Origin of the sequence: Tenacibaculum jejuense (assembly GCF_900198195.1) — a bacterium.
GTDB classification, from domain to species: Bacteria; Bacteroidota; Bacteroidia; order Flavobacteriales; family Flavobacteriaceae; genus Polaribacter; species Polaribacter jejuensis.
Genome location: NZ_LT899436.1, coordinates 2401793 through 2419570, shown reverse-complemented (window position 1 = coordinate 2419570; position 17778 = coordinate 2401793). Strand labels below are relative to the sequence as shown.

At 28.5% G+C, this 17778-nt stretch carries 17 protein-coding genes; 9 read left to right on the top strand and 8 right to left on the bottom strand.

Going from position 1 to position 17778, the window contains the following annotated elements; translation table 11 throughout:
- Window positions 1-57: 57 nt before the first annotated feature.
- The 4 genes from AQ1685_RS10850 to AQ1685_RS10835 all read right to left on the bottom strand — a co-directional run bounded on the left by AQ1685_RS10850 (window position 58) and on the right by AQ1685_RS10835 (window position 7525).
- A complete protein-coding gene (locus AQ1685_RS10850; protein WP_095072052.1) occupies window positions 58-2808 on the bottom strand; it encodes a TonB-dependent receptor in 2751 nt (916 codons plus the stop codon).
- Between the two features lie 120 nt (window positions 2809-2928).
- Window positions 2929-5868: a TonB-dependent receptor gene (locus AQ1685_RS10845; RefSeq protein ID WP_231970179.1), complete on the bottom strand. Its 2940-nt coding sequence runs from the start codon at window positions 5866-5868 to the stop codon at window positions 2929-2931.
- A 14-nt stretch (window positions 5869-5882) separates the two neighbouring features.
- Window positions 5883-6875, bottom strand: coding sequence for a FecR family protein (locus AQ1685_RS10840; protein WP_095072050.1), 993 nt, complete (start codon window positions 6873-6875; stop codon window positions 5883-5885).
- Window positions 6876-6958: 83 nt separating this feature from the next.
- Window positions 6959-7525 (bottom strand): RNA polymerase sigma factor, encoded by a 567-nt coding sequence (locus AQ1685_RS10835; protein WP_095072048.1) that lies wholly within the window; start codon window positions 7523-7525, stop codon window positions 6959-6961.
- A 140-nt stretch (window positions 7526-7665) separates the two neighbouring features.
- Here AQ1685_RS10835 and ychF point away from each other — a divergent pair, with 140 nt between their 5' ends.
- Window positions 7666-8757 (top strand): redox-regulated ATPase YchF, encoded by a 1092-nt coding sequence (gene ychF / locus AQ1685_RS10830; RefSeq protein ID WP_095072046.1) that lies wholly within the window; start codon window positions 7666-7668, stop codon window positions 8755-8757.
- 62 nt (window positions 8758-8819) lie between these two features.
- Here ychF and AQ1685_RS10825 read toward each other — a convergent pair whose 3' ends face one another.
- From AQ1685_RS10825 to AQ1685_RS10815, 3 genes are all read right to left on the bottom strand, one after another.
- Window positions 8820-8993, bottom strand: coding sequence for a hypothetical protein (locus AQ1685_RS10825; RefSeq protein WP_157730183.1), 174 nt, complete (start codon window positions 8991-8993; stop codon window positions 8820-8822).
- Window positions 8994-9074: 81 nt separating this feature from the next.
- Window positions 9075-10019, bottom strand: a complete 945-nt coding sequence (locus tag AQ1685_RS10820) for an NHL repeat-containing protein (RefSeq protein ID WP_095072044.1) — start codon at window positions 10017-10019, stop codon at window positions 9075-9077.
- Window positions 10020-10120: 101 nt separating this feature from the next.
- A complete protein-coding gene (locus tag AQ1685_RS10815; protein WP_095072042.1) occupies window positions 10121-11236 on the bottom strand; it encodes a helix-turn-helix domain-containing protein in 1116 nt (371 codons plus the stop codon).
- A 202-nt stretch (window positions 11237-11438) separates the two neighbouring features.
- On the opposite strand from AQ1685_RS10815, the gene AQ1685_RS10810 reads away from it, so the two are divergent.
- The 8 genes from AQ1685_RS10810 to AQ1685_RS10775 all read left to right on the top strand — a co-directional run bounded on the left by AQ1685_RS10810 (window position 11439) and on the right by AQ1685_RS10775 (window position 16916).
- Window positions 11439-12182 carry an NYN domain-containing protein gene (locus AQ1685_RS10810; protein WP_095072040.1) on the top strand — a complete coding sequence of 248 codons (744 nt, stop codon included), beginning with the start codon at window positions 11439-11441 and terminating at the stop codon, window positions 12180-12182.
- 517 nt (window positions 12183-12699) lie between these two features.
- Window positions 12700-12891 (top strand): 30S ribosomal protein S21, encoded by a 192-nt coding sequence (gene rpsU / locus AQ1685_RS10805; protein ID WP_095072038.1) that lies wholly within the window; start codon window positions 12700-12702, stop codon window positions 12889-12891.
- 232 nt (window positions 12892-13123) lie between these two features.
- Complete coding sequence (locus tag AQ1685_RS10800; protein ID WP_095072037.1) at window positions 13124-13315, top strand: cold-shock protein; 192 nt, start codon at window positions 13124-13126, stop codon at window positions 13313-13315.
- A 219-nt stretch (window positions 13316-13534) separates the two neighbouring features.
- Window positions 13535-14431 (top strand): DMT family transporter, encoded by an 897-nt coding sequence (locus AQ1685_RS10795; protein ID WP_095072035.1) that lies wholly within the window; start codon window positions 13535-13537, stop codon window positions 14429-14431.
- 45 nt (window positions 14432-14476) lie between these two features.
- On the top strand, window positions 14477-15148 hold the full coding sequence (locus tag AQ1685_RS10790) for a DUF2461 domain-containing protein (protein WP_095072033.1): 672 nt from the start codon (window positions 14477-14479) through the stop codon (window positions 15146-15148).
- Window positions 15149-15345: 197 nt separating this feature from the next.
- A complete protein-coding gene (locus tag AQ1685_RS10785; RefSeq protein WP_095072031.1) occupies window positions 15346-15969 on the top strand; it encodes a hypothetical protein in 624 nt (207 codons plus the stop codon).
- A gap of 14 nt (window positions 15970-15983) precedes the next feature.
- On the top strand, window positions 15984-16571 hold the full coding sequence (locus AQ1685_RS10780; protein ID WP_095072028.1) for a hypothetical protein: 588 nt from the start codon (window positions 15984-15986) through the stop codon (window positions 16569-16571).
- Between the two features lie 54 nt (window positions 16572-16625).
- Window positions 16626-16916 carry a hypothetical protein gene (locus AQ1685_RS10775; RefSeq protein WP_095072025.1) on the top strand — a complete coding sequence of 97 codons (291 nt, stop codon included), beginning with the start codon at window positions 16626-16628 and terminating at the stop codon, window positions 16914-16916.
- Window positions 16917-16975: 59 nt separating this feature from the next.
- Here AQ1685_RS10775 and AQ1685_RS10770 read toward each other — a convergent pair whose 3' ends face one another.
- Window positions 16976-17725 (bottom strand): SDR family NAD(P)-dependent oxidoreductase, encoded by a 750-nt coding sequence (locus AQ1685_RS10770; protein ID WP_095072022.1) that lies wholly within the window; start codon window positions 17723-17725, stop codon window positions 16976-16978.
- Between the last annotated feature and the right edge of the window lie 53 nt (window positions 17726-17778).

The following is a 17778-nucleotide window of genomic DNA, read 5'->3' as shown; positions in this document are numbered from 1 at the left end:
GAGAATAAAAAAATGCTACTTCATAAAAGTAGCATTTTAAAGTTAGAGGGATTATTACTAGAACCTATAATTAACTGATAAATTAAATAAAGTTCCCAATTGACTAAAATGGTAACCATCATAAGTCATTTGTGAGTAACGCTGATTAAAAGTGATTAAGTTCGCCTCATTTTGAATTTGAGTTAAACCTGTTGCAGTAATAGCAGTGCTATTAATAATATCTTGACCAGTTTGGTTTTCTGCAACGAATTCCCACTCTGGTAATACATTAAAAATGTTATTTATGTTTGCTGCAATTGTAATATTTTTAGTTGCATTGTAGTTAATTCCTAAGTCCGTAACGATTTTAGGAATAAATTCAGTTCTTAAATTAGAATCTAAACCAGCTTGGTGAAATGTAGTTTTACCAAAGTACGTATTTCCTATGTTGAAGTCGAATTTATTAACAGTATAATTGGCACCTAAAATCCATTTTGTTTGTGGACGAGAAGTAAATAATAACGATTCTTGAGTTTGATCTACTAAAAGACTACCATTATTATCAGTTCTTTCATTCTCAATAGTATAGTTTCCTGATAAATTTAAACCAAGTTTTCCTTCCCCTAATTCAATACCTTTATAACCAATAACAACATCTATTCCTGAAGTTCTTGTGTCTATTGCATTTGAGAAGAAACTTAACGTTCCTAATCCTAACCCTGTACCGCTAAAATCAATTTCATTACCTAAAACAATTCTATCATCGATTTGAATATTATAATAATCTACAGTGAAGCTTAAATTCTTTATAGGTTTTGCACCAAAACCAACAGTAAAGTTTGTAGATTCTTCTGCTTTTAATTTTGGAACTCCTAATTGACGAGCTTGAGGAGAAACATTGTTAACTAAACCAACAACTTGAATTCCTTGTCCAGCTACAAAAGAGAATTGAGATTTTTGTGTGTAAATTTGATGTAAAGTTGGTGCTCTAAATCCAGTAGAAACAGAAGCTCTTAAAGTATATTTATCATCTAAGAATTTGTAGCGAGAACTTGCTTTCCATACAAATGTAGTACCAAAATCACTATAATTTTCAGCTCTTAATGTTCCTTCAAATAATAAATCTTCGGTAGCATCAAAAGAAGCACTAACATATCCACCAATATTATAACGACTAAACTCACCTGAATTTTCAGGTCTATTACCAGCAAAAGAATCTGCACCGATTCCTTCATAAGAAGATAATTGTCCTTCAAGAATATCAAAGAATTCTCCTCTTACCTCCGTACCAATTGCAAAAGATAATTTATCATTAATGATTTTTGAAATATCAATATTTCCTACAATATGATTAAAAGCTGTTCCACCTGGTTGGAAGCTAATAGGACTATTTTGTCTGTATACATATTCACCATTAGCATCTAAAATTTCAGCTCTGTTATGTGAGTTATTTACTAAATATGTTTGTCTATTTCCACCAACAGTTATACTAGCATCTGTATTCCAACCGTTAATTTTTCCTTTTAATCCTAAAGTAGCGTTGTAATCAGCTAAGTCACCTTCAAAAGTTGGAAGATAACCATCATAACCATTTCCATTAAAAGATGTTCCTAATGCATCTGTATATGTTCCAGTATTAGTTGGATTAGCACCTGGGAAGAATAAACCTAAATAAGGAAAATCTTGAATATCTCTCCAATATGGTGTTCTATAGTTTGCAAAACTGTTTACTTTTTTATAAACATAAGCTGCATTAAAATATAAATCTTTGTCTTTAGCAGTTTTAAAACTACCGTTAATTAAGAATTTTGCTGCACTTGTTTCAGGTGAACCATTAATGTTACCTGCATCTGGTCTTCTAGATAGAAATTCACGAACATCAGCTAAAGTTTCTCCAGGTCTAGCACCACCAAAATCAGCAAACTCTCCTTCAGCATTTACTGTTCCAGGTCTATTAGCTAAAGCAGTTTTAGAAACATCTATAGTATAATTGATAAAACCTTTGTCGTCTCCAATCTCATCACCACCATTAATACTAACACCAATCATTTCTCCGTCACCTTCACCAGTAATTCCAGCTCTAAAAGTTGCAGAAGAATTAGCATAATCATCTTTTAAAATAACGTTCATTACACCAGCAATTGCATCAGAACCATATTGAGCAGAAGCTCCATCTCTTAAAACTTGTATTGTTTTAATAGCATCAATAGGAATTCCTGAAATATCTGCACCAGTTTCACCACGACCTGGTGAAGTTTGTGTGTATAATAATGAACTTAAGTTTTTACGTTTTCCGTTAATTAGAATTAAAGTTCTACTTGGTCCTAAGTTTCTAATTTCGTAAGGATCTAATAGCGAAGTTGCATCATTAACAGGAGTTTGTACAGTATTAAAAGAAGGTATTTTATACTGTAATGTTTTATCAAAAGTAGCTTGTCCTGTAGATTGTAATTCTTTTACACCTACAATATCTATTGGTAACGGACTAGCAATATTACTTCTTACTGGTGTTCTAGATCCAGTGATTACAACTTCATCTAATTGTACACCATCTTTTAAAACGATAGTAAAGTTTGTTTTTCCATTTACAGAAACTTCAGTAGTTTCATAACCAGTAAAACTTACTACAAGCGTAGCATTATCAGCTACAGTAAGCTCGAATAATCCGTCAAAGTTGGTAGAAGTACCATTACTGGTTCCTTTTTCTACTACACTTGCCCCAGGTAAAGGTTCATTGGTTGAGTCTACAACCTTTCCTGAAATTTTTGTTTGAGCATACATTACTCCACAAATAAGAGTAAGTAAAAAACATAATTTTGTTTTCAGCATAATTAAATGAATTAGTTTATTTTAAGTTTTTATTTGTTAATTATTTGGTTAATTAACAGTTCTGTTATACTATGCTTAAGTAATTCTATGTTTTTTTATACTCTAAATTTTAAGAGAAATTTAAAACTTAGCTAAAATTTTACTGTAATAAAAGGCTCCGTTTGTTCCCATTTGAACAGCATCCCATAAACCTCCACTATCAGTATTTTCGCCTTGTACAGTAGGATAGGTGTTGAATAAGTTATTCGCCCCAATTTGGAAAGAAAAATTTTTATTGAAATTGTATGTAAAATGTGTATCTAAGGTAAGTTTTGCATCGTAATTGTCTATAGAAGCTTTTAACCGTTCTTCTGAAGAGTTGTTATATTCACTTATGGGATTATTAATTTGCCAATCGACAAGTTGTAAGCTACTAAATTGAGTTAATGTATTACTAATTGAAAACTTTCCTGTTGTAAAAATTGAATTTAAAATAATTTTATAATCTGGAGCTGATGCTTTTAAAAAAAACTGTTCTCTAATACCGAAGAATGTTTCAGGGTTTAAATTTTCATAATTAATTCGGGTAATTTCCATGTCATTTACATTACCAGTTAAGTTGAAGTTTACACTTGAATTATCCCAATTCTTTAACCAATTTAATTTAAAATCAATTCCAAAAGTGTTTGTACTAACCCCGTTTGCAAAAAATTGAACGTTTTCTGCATCTGTGTTCAATAAAGAAGCATCAAAATTTCCACTTAAAATAATTCGATCTTTAATAAAAATATGATAAGCATCTAGTGAAAAACTCAAATTATTTGAAAACCTATGATGATATCCTAAACTATAATTTTGAGCTTTTTCTTCTTTTAATTTTTGTATTCCAAATTGTCGTGTTATGGGATTATTATTGGCTATTAAAAATGATTCTGTAGGAACATTATCAATATAATTAGTGAATTTTAAATTGTAATAAATTTGTGCTAAAGATGGAGCTCTAAATCCTGTACTAAAGGAAAATCTAAAATTAGATTTTGGAGTTATTTTGAGATTTGAAGCGATTTTAGTGTTAAAAGAATTACCGAAATCACTGTAGTTTTCATAACGAATTGCTGCTGCTAAAATCCATTTTTTGGTAATGTCAATTTCACCATCTAAATAAAAACTAAAACTAGTTCTAGTTCGATCAACTTCGTTAATAGGAGCATAACCAGGAAATCCTTGAGAGCCACCAGGTCTTACAATTCCATTAAATGTAGGAATTAAGTTTGTTGGTGTATTGTTTGTGATCACATTTCCATTGAGATCATAAGATTCATATGAAAAAGGTTCACCAGCAAAAATTTTATAGTTTTCAATTTTATTTTCCAAACCTAAAGCGATGTGTAAACCTTCTAAAACACCGGAAAACTGTCTGGTTAAATCAATATTTGTCGTGTTTTGATTCAAACTATGTCCACCAGCGTCAAATTCATTTGGAGAGTTTTCTAGTAATGTTGCATTTAGCGTTTCTTTAATGAAATAATGAAAATAATTGTTTCCATAGCTATTGCTAAAATCTACATTCCATCCATTTATTTTTCCCTTAAATCCAAGAGTAAAAGATTTATCAGAAATATTAGTAGTAATTAAAGGATTAAATCCATCTGGAAAAATAGCTTGAACATTTCTTTCGCTATCAAAAGATCTAGTAAAAGCATATGCATCTGTGTTTTTAAAGTTGTAACCACCATTTGTATAGGCTTTTATTGAATTAGAAATAGGAATTTCCGCATTAAAAAAAACACTACTACTTGTTACTGCTGCATCACCATAATTTTCTCTAATAACAGTTCCTTGTCTAAATGTATGTCCTTTGGTTAAAAACTCTGCAGATAAGTTTACAAAACCATTCTTTTTAATTGGTGCTCCATAATTTACTTCAGTTTTAAAAGTTAAACCATCGATACCTTTTTTAGTTGCATCTTTATTATTATTTGCATTGTAAAAACCGAAAGTGGAGTTAATATTGGTTTCATTAGGATTATCATTTAATACGATATTAATAACTCCAGCAATTGCATCTGAACCGTATTGAGCAGAAGCTCCGTCTTTTAAAACTTCTATTCTTTTAATAGCAGAAGTAGGAATTGTATTTAAATCAGTTCCAGAATTTCCTCGACCTCGTGTTCCGTATAAATTGATTAAAGATGTTTGATGTCTTCTTTTTCCGTTGATAAGAACTAGAGTTTGATCTGGACCTAATCCTCTGTATGTTGCAGGAATTATGTGATCTGCTCCGTCTGAACCTGATTGTTTGGTAGCATTAAAAGAGGGAATTTCAGTTTGGATAAGTTGATTCACTTCTAAAAGTTCACTTTTCTTAATTACTGATTTTACATTTATAACTTCTGTAGAAACAGGAGAATCTATTTTTTGTCGTTTCGAATTTCTTGACCCAACAATAAAAACTTCATCTAATTGTACACCAGACTTTAAAACAACTTGGATGTAATTTTGATTTGGAAAAATCATTTCATTTGTAAAACCTACATGAGAAATCATTAAAGGATTATTTTTCATGAGTTTTAATTCAAAACTCCCATCACGTCTTGTTATGGTTCCGTTTTTAGTGTTGTTTTCTGTAACATTAGCTTTGTGAATAGGATTGTAATATTCATCTAAAACAATCCCTCTAACAATTACTCTTTTTTCAAAATTGATTTGTTTAATACTATCAATATTTTTCTCTGAATCATCTTTAAATCTAGTTGTAGAATCATTATAAGCATAATTTTTATCTGGTTTAAAAATCACGTAATATTTATTTCCTAAATACTCAATTTTATATGAAGTAACTTTTTTTAATAAAGTAATAGATTGTTTTAAGGAGAGATTTTGAAAAGGAGTAATATCAACTTTATCCGTTTTAATGATCAAAGGATTGTAGGTGAAATATATATCATGTTTGTCACTAATATTTTCTAAAGCATCTGCTAAAGGAATATAATTAGGTTCTTGACTATAGAGATGTAATACATTAATGAAAAGAAACACCAATACATTAGAAAATTGGCGATAAGTGTTTCTGTATAGCATTAAAAATAGTTTGGTTAATTTTTATAAACTACTAGTATACTATTTTCTTTTTGAATTTTAATGTTTGTAGACTTTTTTATCGCGTTTAAGCAAATTTCAAGATCTGTTGTAGGCACTTTACCAGTAATTAAAATATCTTTTGTCTCGGCTTTGTTGTATTTAAATTTAACACCATAGTTTTCAGATACTTTAGCTAAAGCTTCTTCTAGAGTTGCATTGTCGAAAATTAGATTTCCGTTTTTCCATGAAATATGATCATCAGTTGTATTATTGTTTTCATTAACAACAATTTTTTTGGCTAAGGAAGAATACTCGATATAATTTCCAGGAATCATTTTTTGAGCTTTTCCATTATTCAAGTTTAGTAAAACACTTCCTTCTTCTAAAAACACATTAGTTTTATCTTCAGAAGTTTTTACATTGAATTGTGTACCATAAACTTCAACGATTAAGTCTTTAGTGGTAACTTTAAACTTAGCTTGTTTAGCTAAATCTTTTTCAACTTTAAAATAAGCTTCTCCAGATAGCTTTATATTTCTTGGATTATTTTTTTTGAAACTTATAGATGAATTTGAGTTTAATGTAACTATAGATCCATCTTTTAAAGAAACATCTAACATTTCTCCATAAGCTGTTTTGTGAGTAATAGTAGAAAAGTTAGTATATACAAATACGCTCAAAGAAACAAGTAATAGGAGTGAAGCAGCAGCAGAAAGATAATTCAACTTAAAAGTTCTCTTATTTTTTGTTGAATTTTTCTTCTTTTGAAGTTTAGCTTCTAATTTTTCCCATTCAGCATCTACTTTTTCTTTAGAAACTGTTTCTTGTTTAAAATTAATTCCTACAATAATATCTTTAGCTTCGGCTGCCAGATTCGTATTTGTAGCACTTTCTTTTACCCATGCATCCCAAAAAGAGTCTTCAGTAACAGCAGTATCTAAAGCCCAATTGTTAAAGGATTTGTCCTCTAATAAATCTTGAATTGTATGGTATTTCTTATCTCTCATTAAATTAATAGTGTAAAGTACACTACGTATTTTACTATTAAAAGCATATAAATTATGAAATATACTCTTTTAAGTATGCAAATTTATGAATTTAATAATTTAACAATGCTTTCTTCTTCTCTAAGATTTTTTATGGCCTTGTGTAAAGTATTAATAACACTTTGATAATTTATCCCCATAGTCTCAGCAATTTCAGTAGGTTTAAAGTCACAATTGAACTTTAAATAAATAACTTCTTTTTGCCTTTTTGGGAGTTGATTAATCAATTTTGCTAAATTTTTATTCCTAAATGTTAGGGATTCTTGTTTGGTTATAAATTCTTCGGGAGTGAAACTTATGTCTACAATATTAGTGTCGATGTTTCTAATAATTGTATATTTTTTTGTTTTACTAATTTTCTTAATAATAAATCTTCTGAAGGAAGCAAATAAGTAAGGAGCAATAGATTGAAGATCGCTAAGGTTTTTTTTATGCTCATATATGTACACAAAAAAATCTTGTAAAGCATCTTCGGTTAAAGCTTCATCTTTAGAAATTTTTAAACCATAACTATGTAATGAGGGGTAGAATTTTTTAAAAAGCACAGAGAACGATTTAAGATCTCCTTCTTTTAAAGATTTCCACAAAGTTTCATCAGATATTTGGTTCATTAAATAACAGGTTAAGCGTCTAAATTAAAAAATTGGTTTAATTTAAAAAAGAATCCATCTAGCTTTTTAAGTATAAAGACCTTAAAAAGTAAAGTATTGTGCTATATTTGCAAACGCAAAAAAATATCAATTTATACTAAATGAAAGCTGGAATTGTAGGATTACCTAATGTTGGAAAATCAACTTTATTTAATTGTTTATCAAACGCTAAAGCACAAAGTGCAAACTTTCCATTCTGTACTATAGAACCAAATTTAGGAGTTGTAAATGTACCTGATCATAGATTAGAAAAGTTAGAAGAATTAGTTAATCCTGAAAAAGTTATTCCTGCTACAGTAGAAATTGTTGATATTGCTGGATTGGTAAGAGGAGCAAGTAAAGGAGAAGGTTTAGGAAACCAATTCTTAGCAAATATTAGAGAAACGGACGCTATTTTACATGTATTGAGATGTTTTGATAACGATAATATTGTACATGTAGATGGTTCTGTTGATCCAATTCGCGATAAAGAAACTATCGATATTGAATTACAATTAAAAGATTTAGAAGCAGTTGAAAAGAGACTAGAAAAAGTTAAAAGAGCTGCGAAAACAGGAAATAAAGAAGCACAGGCAGAACTAGCTTTATTAGAAAAAATTCAAGAAGTTTTATTAGCTGGAAAATCTGTTCGTACAATAGAATTCACAGAAAAAGAAGAAGAGTTAGTAAAATCTATGCAGTTTATTACTGCAAAACCAGTTTTATATGTATGTAATGTAGATGAATCTTCTGCTAAAGATGGAAATGCATATGTAGAAAAGGTTAGAGAAGAAGTAAAAGATGAAGAAGCAGAGATTATTGTTTTGGCTGTTGCTACTGAAGCAGATATTGCTGAGTTAGAAGATTATGAAGAGCGTCAAATGTTCTTAACAGATATTGGATTAGAAGAGCCAGGTGTTTCTCGTTTAATTCGTTCTGCATATAAATTGTTAGATTTACAAACATATTTCACAGCAGGAGAAAAAGAAGTTAGAGCTTGGACAATTCCTGTTGGAGCTACTGCACCACAAGCAGCGGGAGTAATTCATACAGATTTTGAAAAAGGATTTATTCGTGCAGAAACTATTAGCTATAGCGATTATGAAGAATATGGAAGTGAAGCTAAAGTGAAAGAAGCTGGTAAAGTTAGAGTAGAAGGTAAGGAATATGTTGTTGCTGATGGTGATGTGATGCACTTTAGATTTAATGTATAAAATTACAGCATCTAATAAATTATAAAAGAGGAGAATTATCATAATTCTCCTCTTTGTTTTTATTAACAATGCTGATTGTAAGTGTCAACGGCATATTGATAGTCTCCTTGATAACCGCCTCCTAAAATTAAATTCTTTAAAGTTTTACAATATCTTCTTCTACTTACTCCTCCGTTAATAGTCATTAATTGTTGTTTGTTCATTACAGAACCTAGTGTTGCAATAGATTTTTTCATAATAATATTGATTTAAAAATAAATGTATTCCTTGATCATTTATCGACATTCAAGGTGTATGTCCGTTTCGCGAAAGTGTTTTTAAATATCGTTAGGTAAGTATATTTTTCTTAAACCTCCTTGTTGACCAAATTCAGAAACATAAAGAACTCTATTCTTTACGTCTACAGTTATTCCATTAGGTCCATTAAAAGAAGCTTCTGCAAAGTTTCCATCTTTAGTTTCAGCATTACCTGTACCTACTAATTCAGATATGGCACCAGTTTTAAGAGAAACTGAGAAAATTTTATTTACGGCAACTCCAGTTGCAAAAACTGTATCATCTAAAACAGTCATATAACCTATACCAAATCCGCTGATAACAATATCCGGAATTGTAGTAATCGAAGAAACAATTCCTTCTACTGTAATAGATAAGATTTCTGCGGTAGCAAAATTAGCAACGATCAAATTTCCTTTACTATCAAAATCAATTCCTACACATCCTGCTAATCTAGGATCTGAAGCAAAAATTGAAATATTTCCTTTAGGTGTAATTTTATGAATATTGGGTTCAATAAAGTTTGTTGTATAAATGTTATCGTCTTTATCTAAAGCTAAACCAGATGGCCAACCAGAAATTGTAGCTAATATGTTACGATTACCATTTGGAGATATTTTTAAAAGTTGTCCGTTAGCAGTATTATTAGCATCGTTTACGTAAATATTTCCTTTGGAATCAATTCCATTACCAAGCGGACCAGATAAGTTTGTAATACTATCAGTAACTATTCCAGTATTTGTAATTTTAAATAATTTAGTTCCTGTTCCACCAGTATTCAAAAACCTACCATATTCAGAAACAATAATATTTCCGTTAGGATCAATAGCTATAGCATCATTTCCTGAGAAGTTTGGGATAACAGTTTCTACTAAAGGTTCTCGCTCTTCAATATCTTTTTTGCATTGCGTAAAAGCAAAAGTTATAATAATTATTGGTATAATTCTTATTGAAAAATTGAAGTAGTTTTTTTGAGATTTTATCATCACGTTTAGATTTATATTCGAATCAAAACTAGATCGATAAAGCTTCTTAATCGACTGAAATTATACAGTCGCACTTAAAAACTAAGTTTATACGTACGAGTTTATACAGAAATACTTAAATTTTTTATGTACTCTGTTGGTGTTTGCTGCATTAATGTTTTAAATGCTTTATTGAATGTAGACTTAGAGTTAAAACCAGAGTCTAATGACAGCGCTAATAGTGTATGATGTAAATGTTCTCCTTTTCTAATTTTTTGAATAAAATCTTCAATGCGATAGGTGTTTATATAATCGTAAAAGTTAGATTTATGTACATTGTTTAATAACCAAGATAAATTATTTGTAGAAGTTTTCAGTTCTTTAGCTAATTGCGATAAGGTGAGTTTATGATTTAGATAGACTTTTTTAGTGATCATCAGATTATCCAATTCATTTGTTAACCTTTCCATTTCTTGATGATTTACACGCTCTTTTTTAACGGTATTTTTTTTATGCTGAAGTTGTGCTCTAAAAATTTCTGGTTGTTTTAAACTATAAAACCCTACAATGTAAATAAAAACAGTTATGCTTATCCAAATTGAACTATAGTTGATATAACTTAGAGCTTGAAATTTTAAAAAATAGTTAGAAAAACTAATAATCCAAAAAAGAACAAAGGCACTAATTCCAAAAATTATAAAAGATAAATACTGATATACATTTTGTGTATATGAAAGCTCATTCTTTTCTTTCATTTTATATTTTTTAATCATTAGATATGTCAATGAAAAATAAAACATATTAGAAAGTAGCGCTAAAAGTTCAGTTGTAATATAAATAAAGTCAAATTGACCTGCTTTAATCATTGCTATTAAGTCTTTATAATCAATAAAAAGCAATCCCAAACTATATATCAAATGTAAAATAGCTGGAACGTAATGATAAAAACTAAGATTTTTTTTATGATTTGTAAGTAGTTTGTTAGTGTAAGCATATAGTAGAGGACCGAAAATAAAAATTACGGTTTCAAATATCATAGCCAACCGATATAATAAAGGTGTATAATATTTGAATAGGAAAATTCGTCCTATTAACATTAAAGTAGCCGAAAACAATAACAGAGAAAGTGTTTTATTCGCTTTCCTATTGTTTTTACAGACAAATAAGATTGTAAAACCGAGGAAAATACCTTGACTTACTCCAAATAATAATATTAAATCGATAAAATTAAATTTCATATCATTTTTTTAGCAAATCTAATTTACTTTGAGACGAAAATAGACCGTTTGTATACAAAACTACGCTTTTTTAGAAGTTTAATTTAATACTTTTAATCATTATGACTTTTAAAAAAGAGATTCAATAAACTTTTCTATACATTTTTACAGGCAATAAAATTTATATTCTTAGTTTTAAATAATTAATTGAAATTACTATCGCATGAACAATAATTTAGCAGTACTTATAGATGGAGACAATATATCTTCAAGTTATGTTGAAGAAATGATGGAAGAAATAGCTAAATATGGCAATCCTACAATTAAGAGAATTTATGGAGATTGGACTAAACCTGGTTTAACAAAATGGAAAAATTTGCTTTTAGAAAATGCGATAATACCAATTCAGCAATATGGATATACTCGAGGTAAGAATGCTACAGATTCTGCAATGATTATAGATGCAATGGATATTTTATATAGTGGTAAAGTAGATGGTTTTTGTTTGGTATCTAGTGATAGTGATTTTACACGATTAGCAACAAGATTACGAGAAGCTGGAATGACAGTAATTGGAATAGGAGAGAAGAAGACACCAAATCCTTTTATAGTTGCTTGTGATAGATTTATTTATATAGAAATACTTAAAAAACAAACAGAAGAGAAAGTAGAATCTAAAGCACCAACAGTTGATAAAATCACAAAAAAAGAAATAGGTTTAATATCTTCAACTATCAATGATTTATCTGATGATGATGGCTGGGCTTTTCTTGGTGATGTTGGTAGTTTAATTCAAAAAAAGAGACCTAATTTTGATTCTAGAAATTATGGGTTTGAAAAATTAACACCTTTAATTAAATCAATAGGTAAATACGATATTGAACGTAGAGAGAATCAGAAGAATAAACATCAATTAATATTTGTTAGGATTAAGACTAAAACAGCTGCTAGAACAAAGAAAAATTAACACCTATAAATTTTAAAGTTGAATAATCCTTTTTTTATCTCTAACAAAGGGCTACCTTTGGGAAATATATTTAAATTGTAAATTAAATTACAAACGGATTCTTTAGTTTAACTTTCTTTCACTAAGACAATCAGACAACTTATCCCTATTGCGCTTTAATTCTTTTCTATTTATATGAAAAACAGCTAAATTAACTGAATGAGGTTCTTTTAGTTGAAATAATAATTCGTCTCAAAAATTTAAGTTTTTTATTACACTTATTCAAATTTGATGAGTTAATTGAACTAATGACATTTAATTTAAGAAGTTCATTATAAGAGACAATTTATGTTTATAAATTAATCAATAGAAAATTAAAGCTTTTAGGTAGGTATTTACTTAAGATTAAAGAAATCGTGATGTGATGACTAACAATTAAATAAATTAAAGAAAAGGCTTCAAGAAGATCAAGACTTATATCTAAATCTTTAATAGCTTTATTCAAGATAAAAATAATTAGTAAACAATAATAACAAGTATGTTAATAATAAAAGTAAAGGACGGTGAGAATATCGATAGAGCATTAAAACGCTACAGAAAAAAATTTAAAGATACAAAGCTTTTACACGAATTAAGAGGTAGAAGAGAATACGTAAAAGAATCAGTTAGAAGAAGAGAAGAAGTGAAAAAAGCAGAATATAAACAACAAGTATTATTAAAAGATAATTAATATTATTTTGTTTTATTAAAAAATAAAGAACTACATTTGCAATGTTCAAAATAGAACGCCTTTTCAAATTAGGGTAGTACAATAAGTTTTTTTGAGTTTTCTCTTTCCTTCTTTATTCCAATTACTTTATTTTTTCAAGTGTTTTTTTTAGACTTAAATGTAAGTCAATACTATTCATTTACGTGTTCTAGTTTGAATTAAAAAAGTAATATTAAAATATAAATTAAGTAAAATGCAAGAAGGTACAGTAAAGTTTTTTAACACTACAAAAGGATTTGGATTCATAACAGATAATTCAGGACAAGATATTTTTGTTCATAATTCTGGTTTGATAGATGAAATTAGAGATGGTGATAAAGTACAATTCGAAACTGAACGAGGAAAAAAAGGAATGAATGCAGTTAATGTTGAAGTTCTTGACTAAAATGTATTAAAATATCTCCAAAGACGTTTGGAGATTCTTTTTCATAGCAATTTTCCCACTCAATCTTTGAGTGGGTTTTTTTATGATATAACTGAAAATTATTTTTTGGTGTTTTACCTTCTGATAATCATTTTTTTATGTCTTTTTTTACTGTTTTGACAGTTGTAATTATAGTTTTTGTTAAAGAGTAAAGACTAAAACAAGCCGTATTTTTACTTTATGAAAATTAGAAATAAGCAATTATTAGGTTTTATTATCGGAATTTTAGGGATCGTTTTGTTTTCTTCAAAAGCAGTTTTGGTAAAGCTATTATACAAACACGATGTTCCCATGATTACCGCCTTATTTTTAAGAATGATTTTCTCTTTTCCTTTTTATGTTTTCATTTTAATATCTTCTTCAAAAAAGAATACAAATAGTAAAATTTCTACAAAGAACTTTATCTGGATTTTATTTTTTGGTTTTGTAGGATATTATTTAGCTAGTCTCTTTGATTTTATAGGTTTAACTTACATTAAAGCAAGTTTAGAAAGGGTTATTTTATTTGTATATCCCACAATTGTTCTCTTGTTTAACTTCCTGTTTTTAAAAGAAAAAATTAGTAAACAACAACTTGTAGCGACATTAGTTACTTATATAGGAATTGCAATCGCTTTTGGCGCCGAAGTTTCTGTTTCAGGATCTAATGTAGTTTTAGGAGGTTTCTTTGTATTATTATCGGCAATTACTTATGCATCATATTTGGTTGGAAGTGGTTGGTTAATTCCTAATATAGGAGTAGTTCGATTTACATCTCACGTTATGTTGGTATCTTGTATTTGTGTATTTATTCATTACGCCATCATTTCAGAAACATCTATTTTTAGTTATTCCTCAGAAGTATATATTTTAGGTTTTTTAATTGCTATTTTGGCAACAGTAATACCTTCGTTTTTAGTTTCTTGGTCTATTAAATTAATATCGTCTTCGAATTTTGCCATTTTAGCATCATTAGGTCCAGTTTCTACTATAATTTTAGCTGTAATTTTTTTAGATGAATACCTTTCAATGATACAGTTATTAGGAACATTAGTCGTAATCATTGGAGTACTGTTAATTTCCAGAAATAAGAAGTAAACTAGCTTGTTAAAATGTAGTATCTTTATTCTAAAATAAATCTTAATGAAACTTAGTGCAGATACTTTTCAATTTTTAAATAAACTTGTTGAAAATAATACGAGAGAATGGTTTGCAGATAATAAACCTGAATTCGATACCATTCAAAAAGATGTAAAACAATTTTATAAAGCGATTCAAGAAAAACTTGAAGCTCATGATGAAATTGAAAAGCATAAGTTTTTTAGAATTTATAGAGATGTACGTTTTTCAAAAGATAAAACACCTTATAAAACACATTTTGCAGGATCTTTCTCAAGAAATGGTGCACATTTAAGAGGCGGATATTATTTACGATTGAAACCTGGAGAAAGCTTTTTAGCAGGAGGCTTTTGGGAACCGAATAAAGAAGATTTATTTAGAATTCGAAAAGAAATAGAAATAGATGCTTCAGAATTTAGAGATATTTTAGCTGATGCTGAATTTCAAAAGTATTTTGGAGATAAATTTGAAGGAGACGAATTAAAAACTGCTCCTAAAGGATTTGACAAAACGCATCCTGATATTGATTTAATTCGTAAAAAAGGATACATAGCCATTCGAAATTTTACTGACAAAGAAGTACTTTCATCTAACTTTATCAATGAAATTGATGTTTCATACAAAGCACTACGTCCGTTTTTTGATTTAATGAGCTCTGTGTTAACCACAAACTTAAACGGAGAATCAATACTTTAAGTAGTGAAAATTAGATTAAGATTCGAAAAAATAAAACATCTGTTTTTAGTCATAATGCTTTTTTACCTCATTCTGAATTTATTTCTGAATCTTGCTTTAGTAACTTAGTATTTATGATAAGAATATGAAACAGATTCAGATTGGCTTTAGTGATCATTTTAGATTACAAATAATTATTTAAAATACTTGTATTAGAGTTGAAAAAAATAGGAAACAGTATATCTTTTAAAACCATACTAAGATATTTAGCAGAACTTTTAATTGTAGCTTTTGGTGTCTTTTTAGGTGTGTATTACAGCAATATTAATAACGATAACAAAGCTCTAAAAGAAAAAGAGAAATCCATCAGTTTAATTATTAGTGAACTAGAAATTAATAAAGAATTATTAGAAGAACAGATTGCTTATCACAAGATAATAAAAACCGAAATAGATAGTATTATTCCAAGTTTAACTGAAGCTAAAATGAATTTGGAATTTACTCCTTATGCATTGAAAGATCTAGAAATCAAAGGATGGAAAGGTTTTCTTTATGGTAGATTACAAAAAACAGCATATGAAAGCACCAAAACCAGTGGAGTTATCAAAGAATTTGATATTGAATTAATTCAAAAATTAACAGATACTTATAATTTTCAAGAAACTTACCTAGAATTAGGAACATCAATATTAGATAAAGCAATTTCTATAAATTCTTCCATGAAACTCATGGACTTTTTAGCAACAATTAAGTTAATGACTTCAGATTTACTCGGCACAGAAAAAAGTTTATTAAAAAAGTTGGAGAAGAATATTAGTGAACTTAAAACTATAAAGAGTTAAAATACATTTGCAGTATGAATTTTGAAAAGTATATAATAGTTGATGGTTTAAGTAAAAAGGATTTGATTGATTTTGTCCAAAAGTTAGCTAACTTATATTCAGATACTGGATTTACTAAAGAGGTTAAAATTTTTGAAAATAGAACAGTTCCGAATGAGTTTTTTATTAATTTTTCTCAGAATACTGACTTCGAAAGATTTAAATACTTTGTTAATTTTTTATTTTATCCTTGCAGTACTAAAGGTGATTCTAGTCATAAAGTTTATGGATATTGGACACTTTCAAAAGGTGATGATATCAATAAAGAACTTTATGGAAAAAGAATACAACTATACATTTCAGAAAATGATGAAGATGGAGATAATGTATATGGAATCCCAAAAAACTGGACAGAATCCATAAAACTTGGTTTTGCTTGTGGACATGAATATGTTCCATTAGGAAAAAAAGAATTTGATTTTTTCGAAAAGAAATATTCAAAGTCTGATTTTTCTGCATTGCAATCAATCTACGGAGTTATGGATAAAACCGAAAAGGAAAAAACGGGTTGTTCTTTCTTTTTAGTATTAACGATCTTGATTGGAATAATCTGTCTCATATAAAAATATATTGGTGTAGCTACTATAAAAACAAGATAACTTACAATAAAGGAAAAGATGAAAAAGGATGAAAGTATAATTGAATTAATAACTGAAATAAATAAAGAAATTGGTGAAAATAAATATCTTTTGAAAGATTTTTGGGAAGGAGATTTATGTGCAATTGGATTTTCAGATTTAAATGAAGAAATATTAATTTATGTATCGACTTTCGAAAGAGAAAAAGGCAACTATTATATTGAAATAGAGAAATCAAATAAAGAATTTCCCGATAAATATGATATGTTAGATAGAAAAGAAAAAGTAAACTTTAAAGAATTAAAATTGATATTACAGAATTATCTTTAGTTAAAAAATCAATACTTTAAATGTAGTAAACACTTAAAGTATTGATTAAAGACGTGTACTTAAATTTGACTTAATCCACCATCAACTTCTAATTCAACTCCATTAATAAAAGAAGCATCTTCAGAAGCTAAAAATAAAGCTGTGCTAGCAATTTCTTCAGATTTTCCAAATCTACCTAATGGTACAGTTTGAGCAAAGCTTTTTCCCATTTCTTCAACAACTTCTCCTGGTAAATTCATTTTACCATAAATAGGAGTTTCAATTGGTCCTGGAGCAATAGAATTTACACGAATACCTCGATCTTTTAATTCAGAAGTTAATACTCTAGAATAAGCTCTTAAAGCTCCTTTACTCGCAGAATAAACACCGAAACCATCAAATCCTTTTTGGTGTACAATTGAGTTTGTAAATAAGATAGATCCACCATCGTTAATATGTGGAATTGCTTCTTTTGTTGCTAAAATTGGTCCTTTTACATTAATATCGAAAACTTCATTGTAATGCTCAGCTGTTATTTCATTAGTTGGAGCAACTGGCGCAATACCAGCATTTAAAAATAACACATCAATTTTTCCATAGGTATTTACAGTTTCTTCAATTAATTTTTTGTTATCAGATTCTTTAGCAACATCTGCAACTACGGTAATAAATTCTCCATTTAAATCCTTTGTAGCTTTTACCAAAGCAGTTTCTCTTCTTCCAGATAAAACAACTTTCGCTCCTTCTTCTAAAAATAATTTTGCTGTTGCTAATCCTATTCCACTGTTAGCACCTGTTATTACGGCTACTTTACCTTGTAATTTACTCATTTTAATAGTTAGTTTTTTATTTGAAACAATCGTTTCAAATAAGGTTAAAAAAA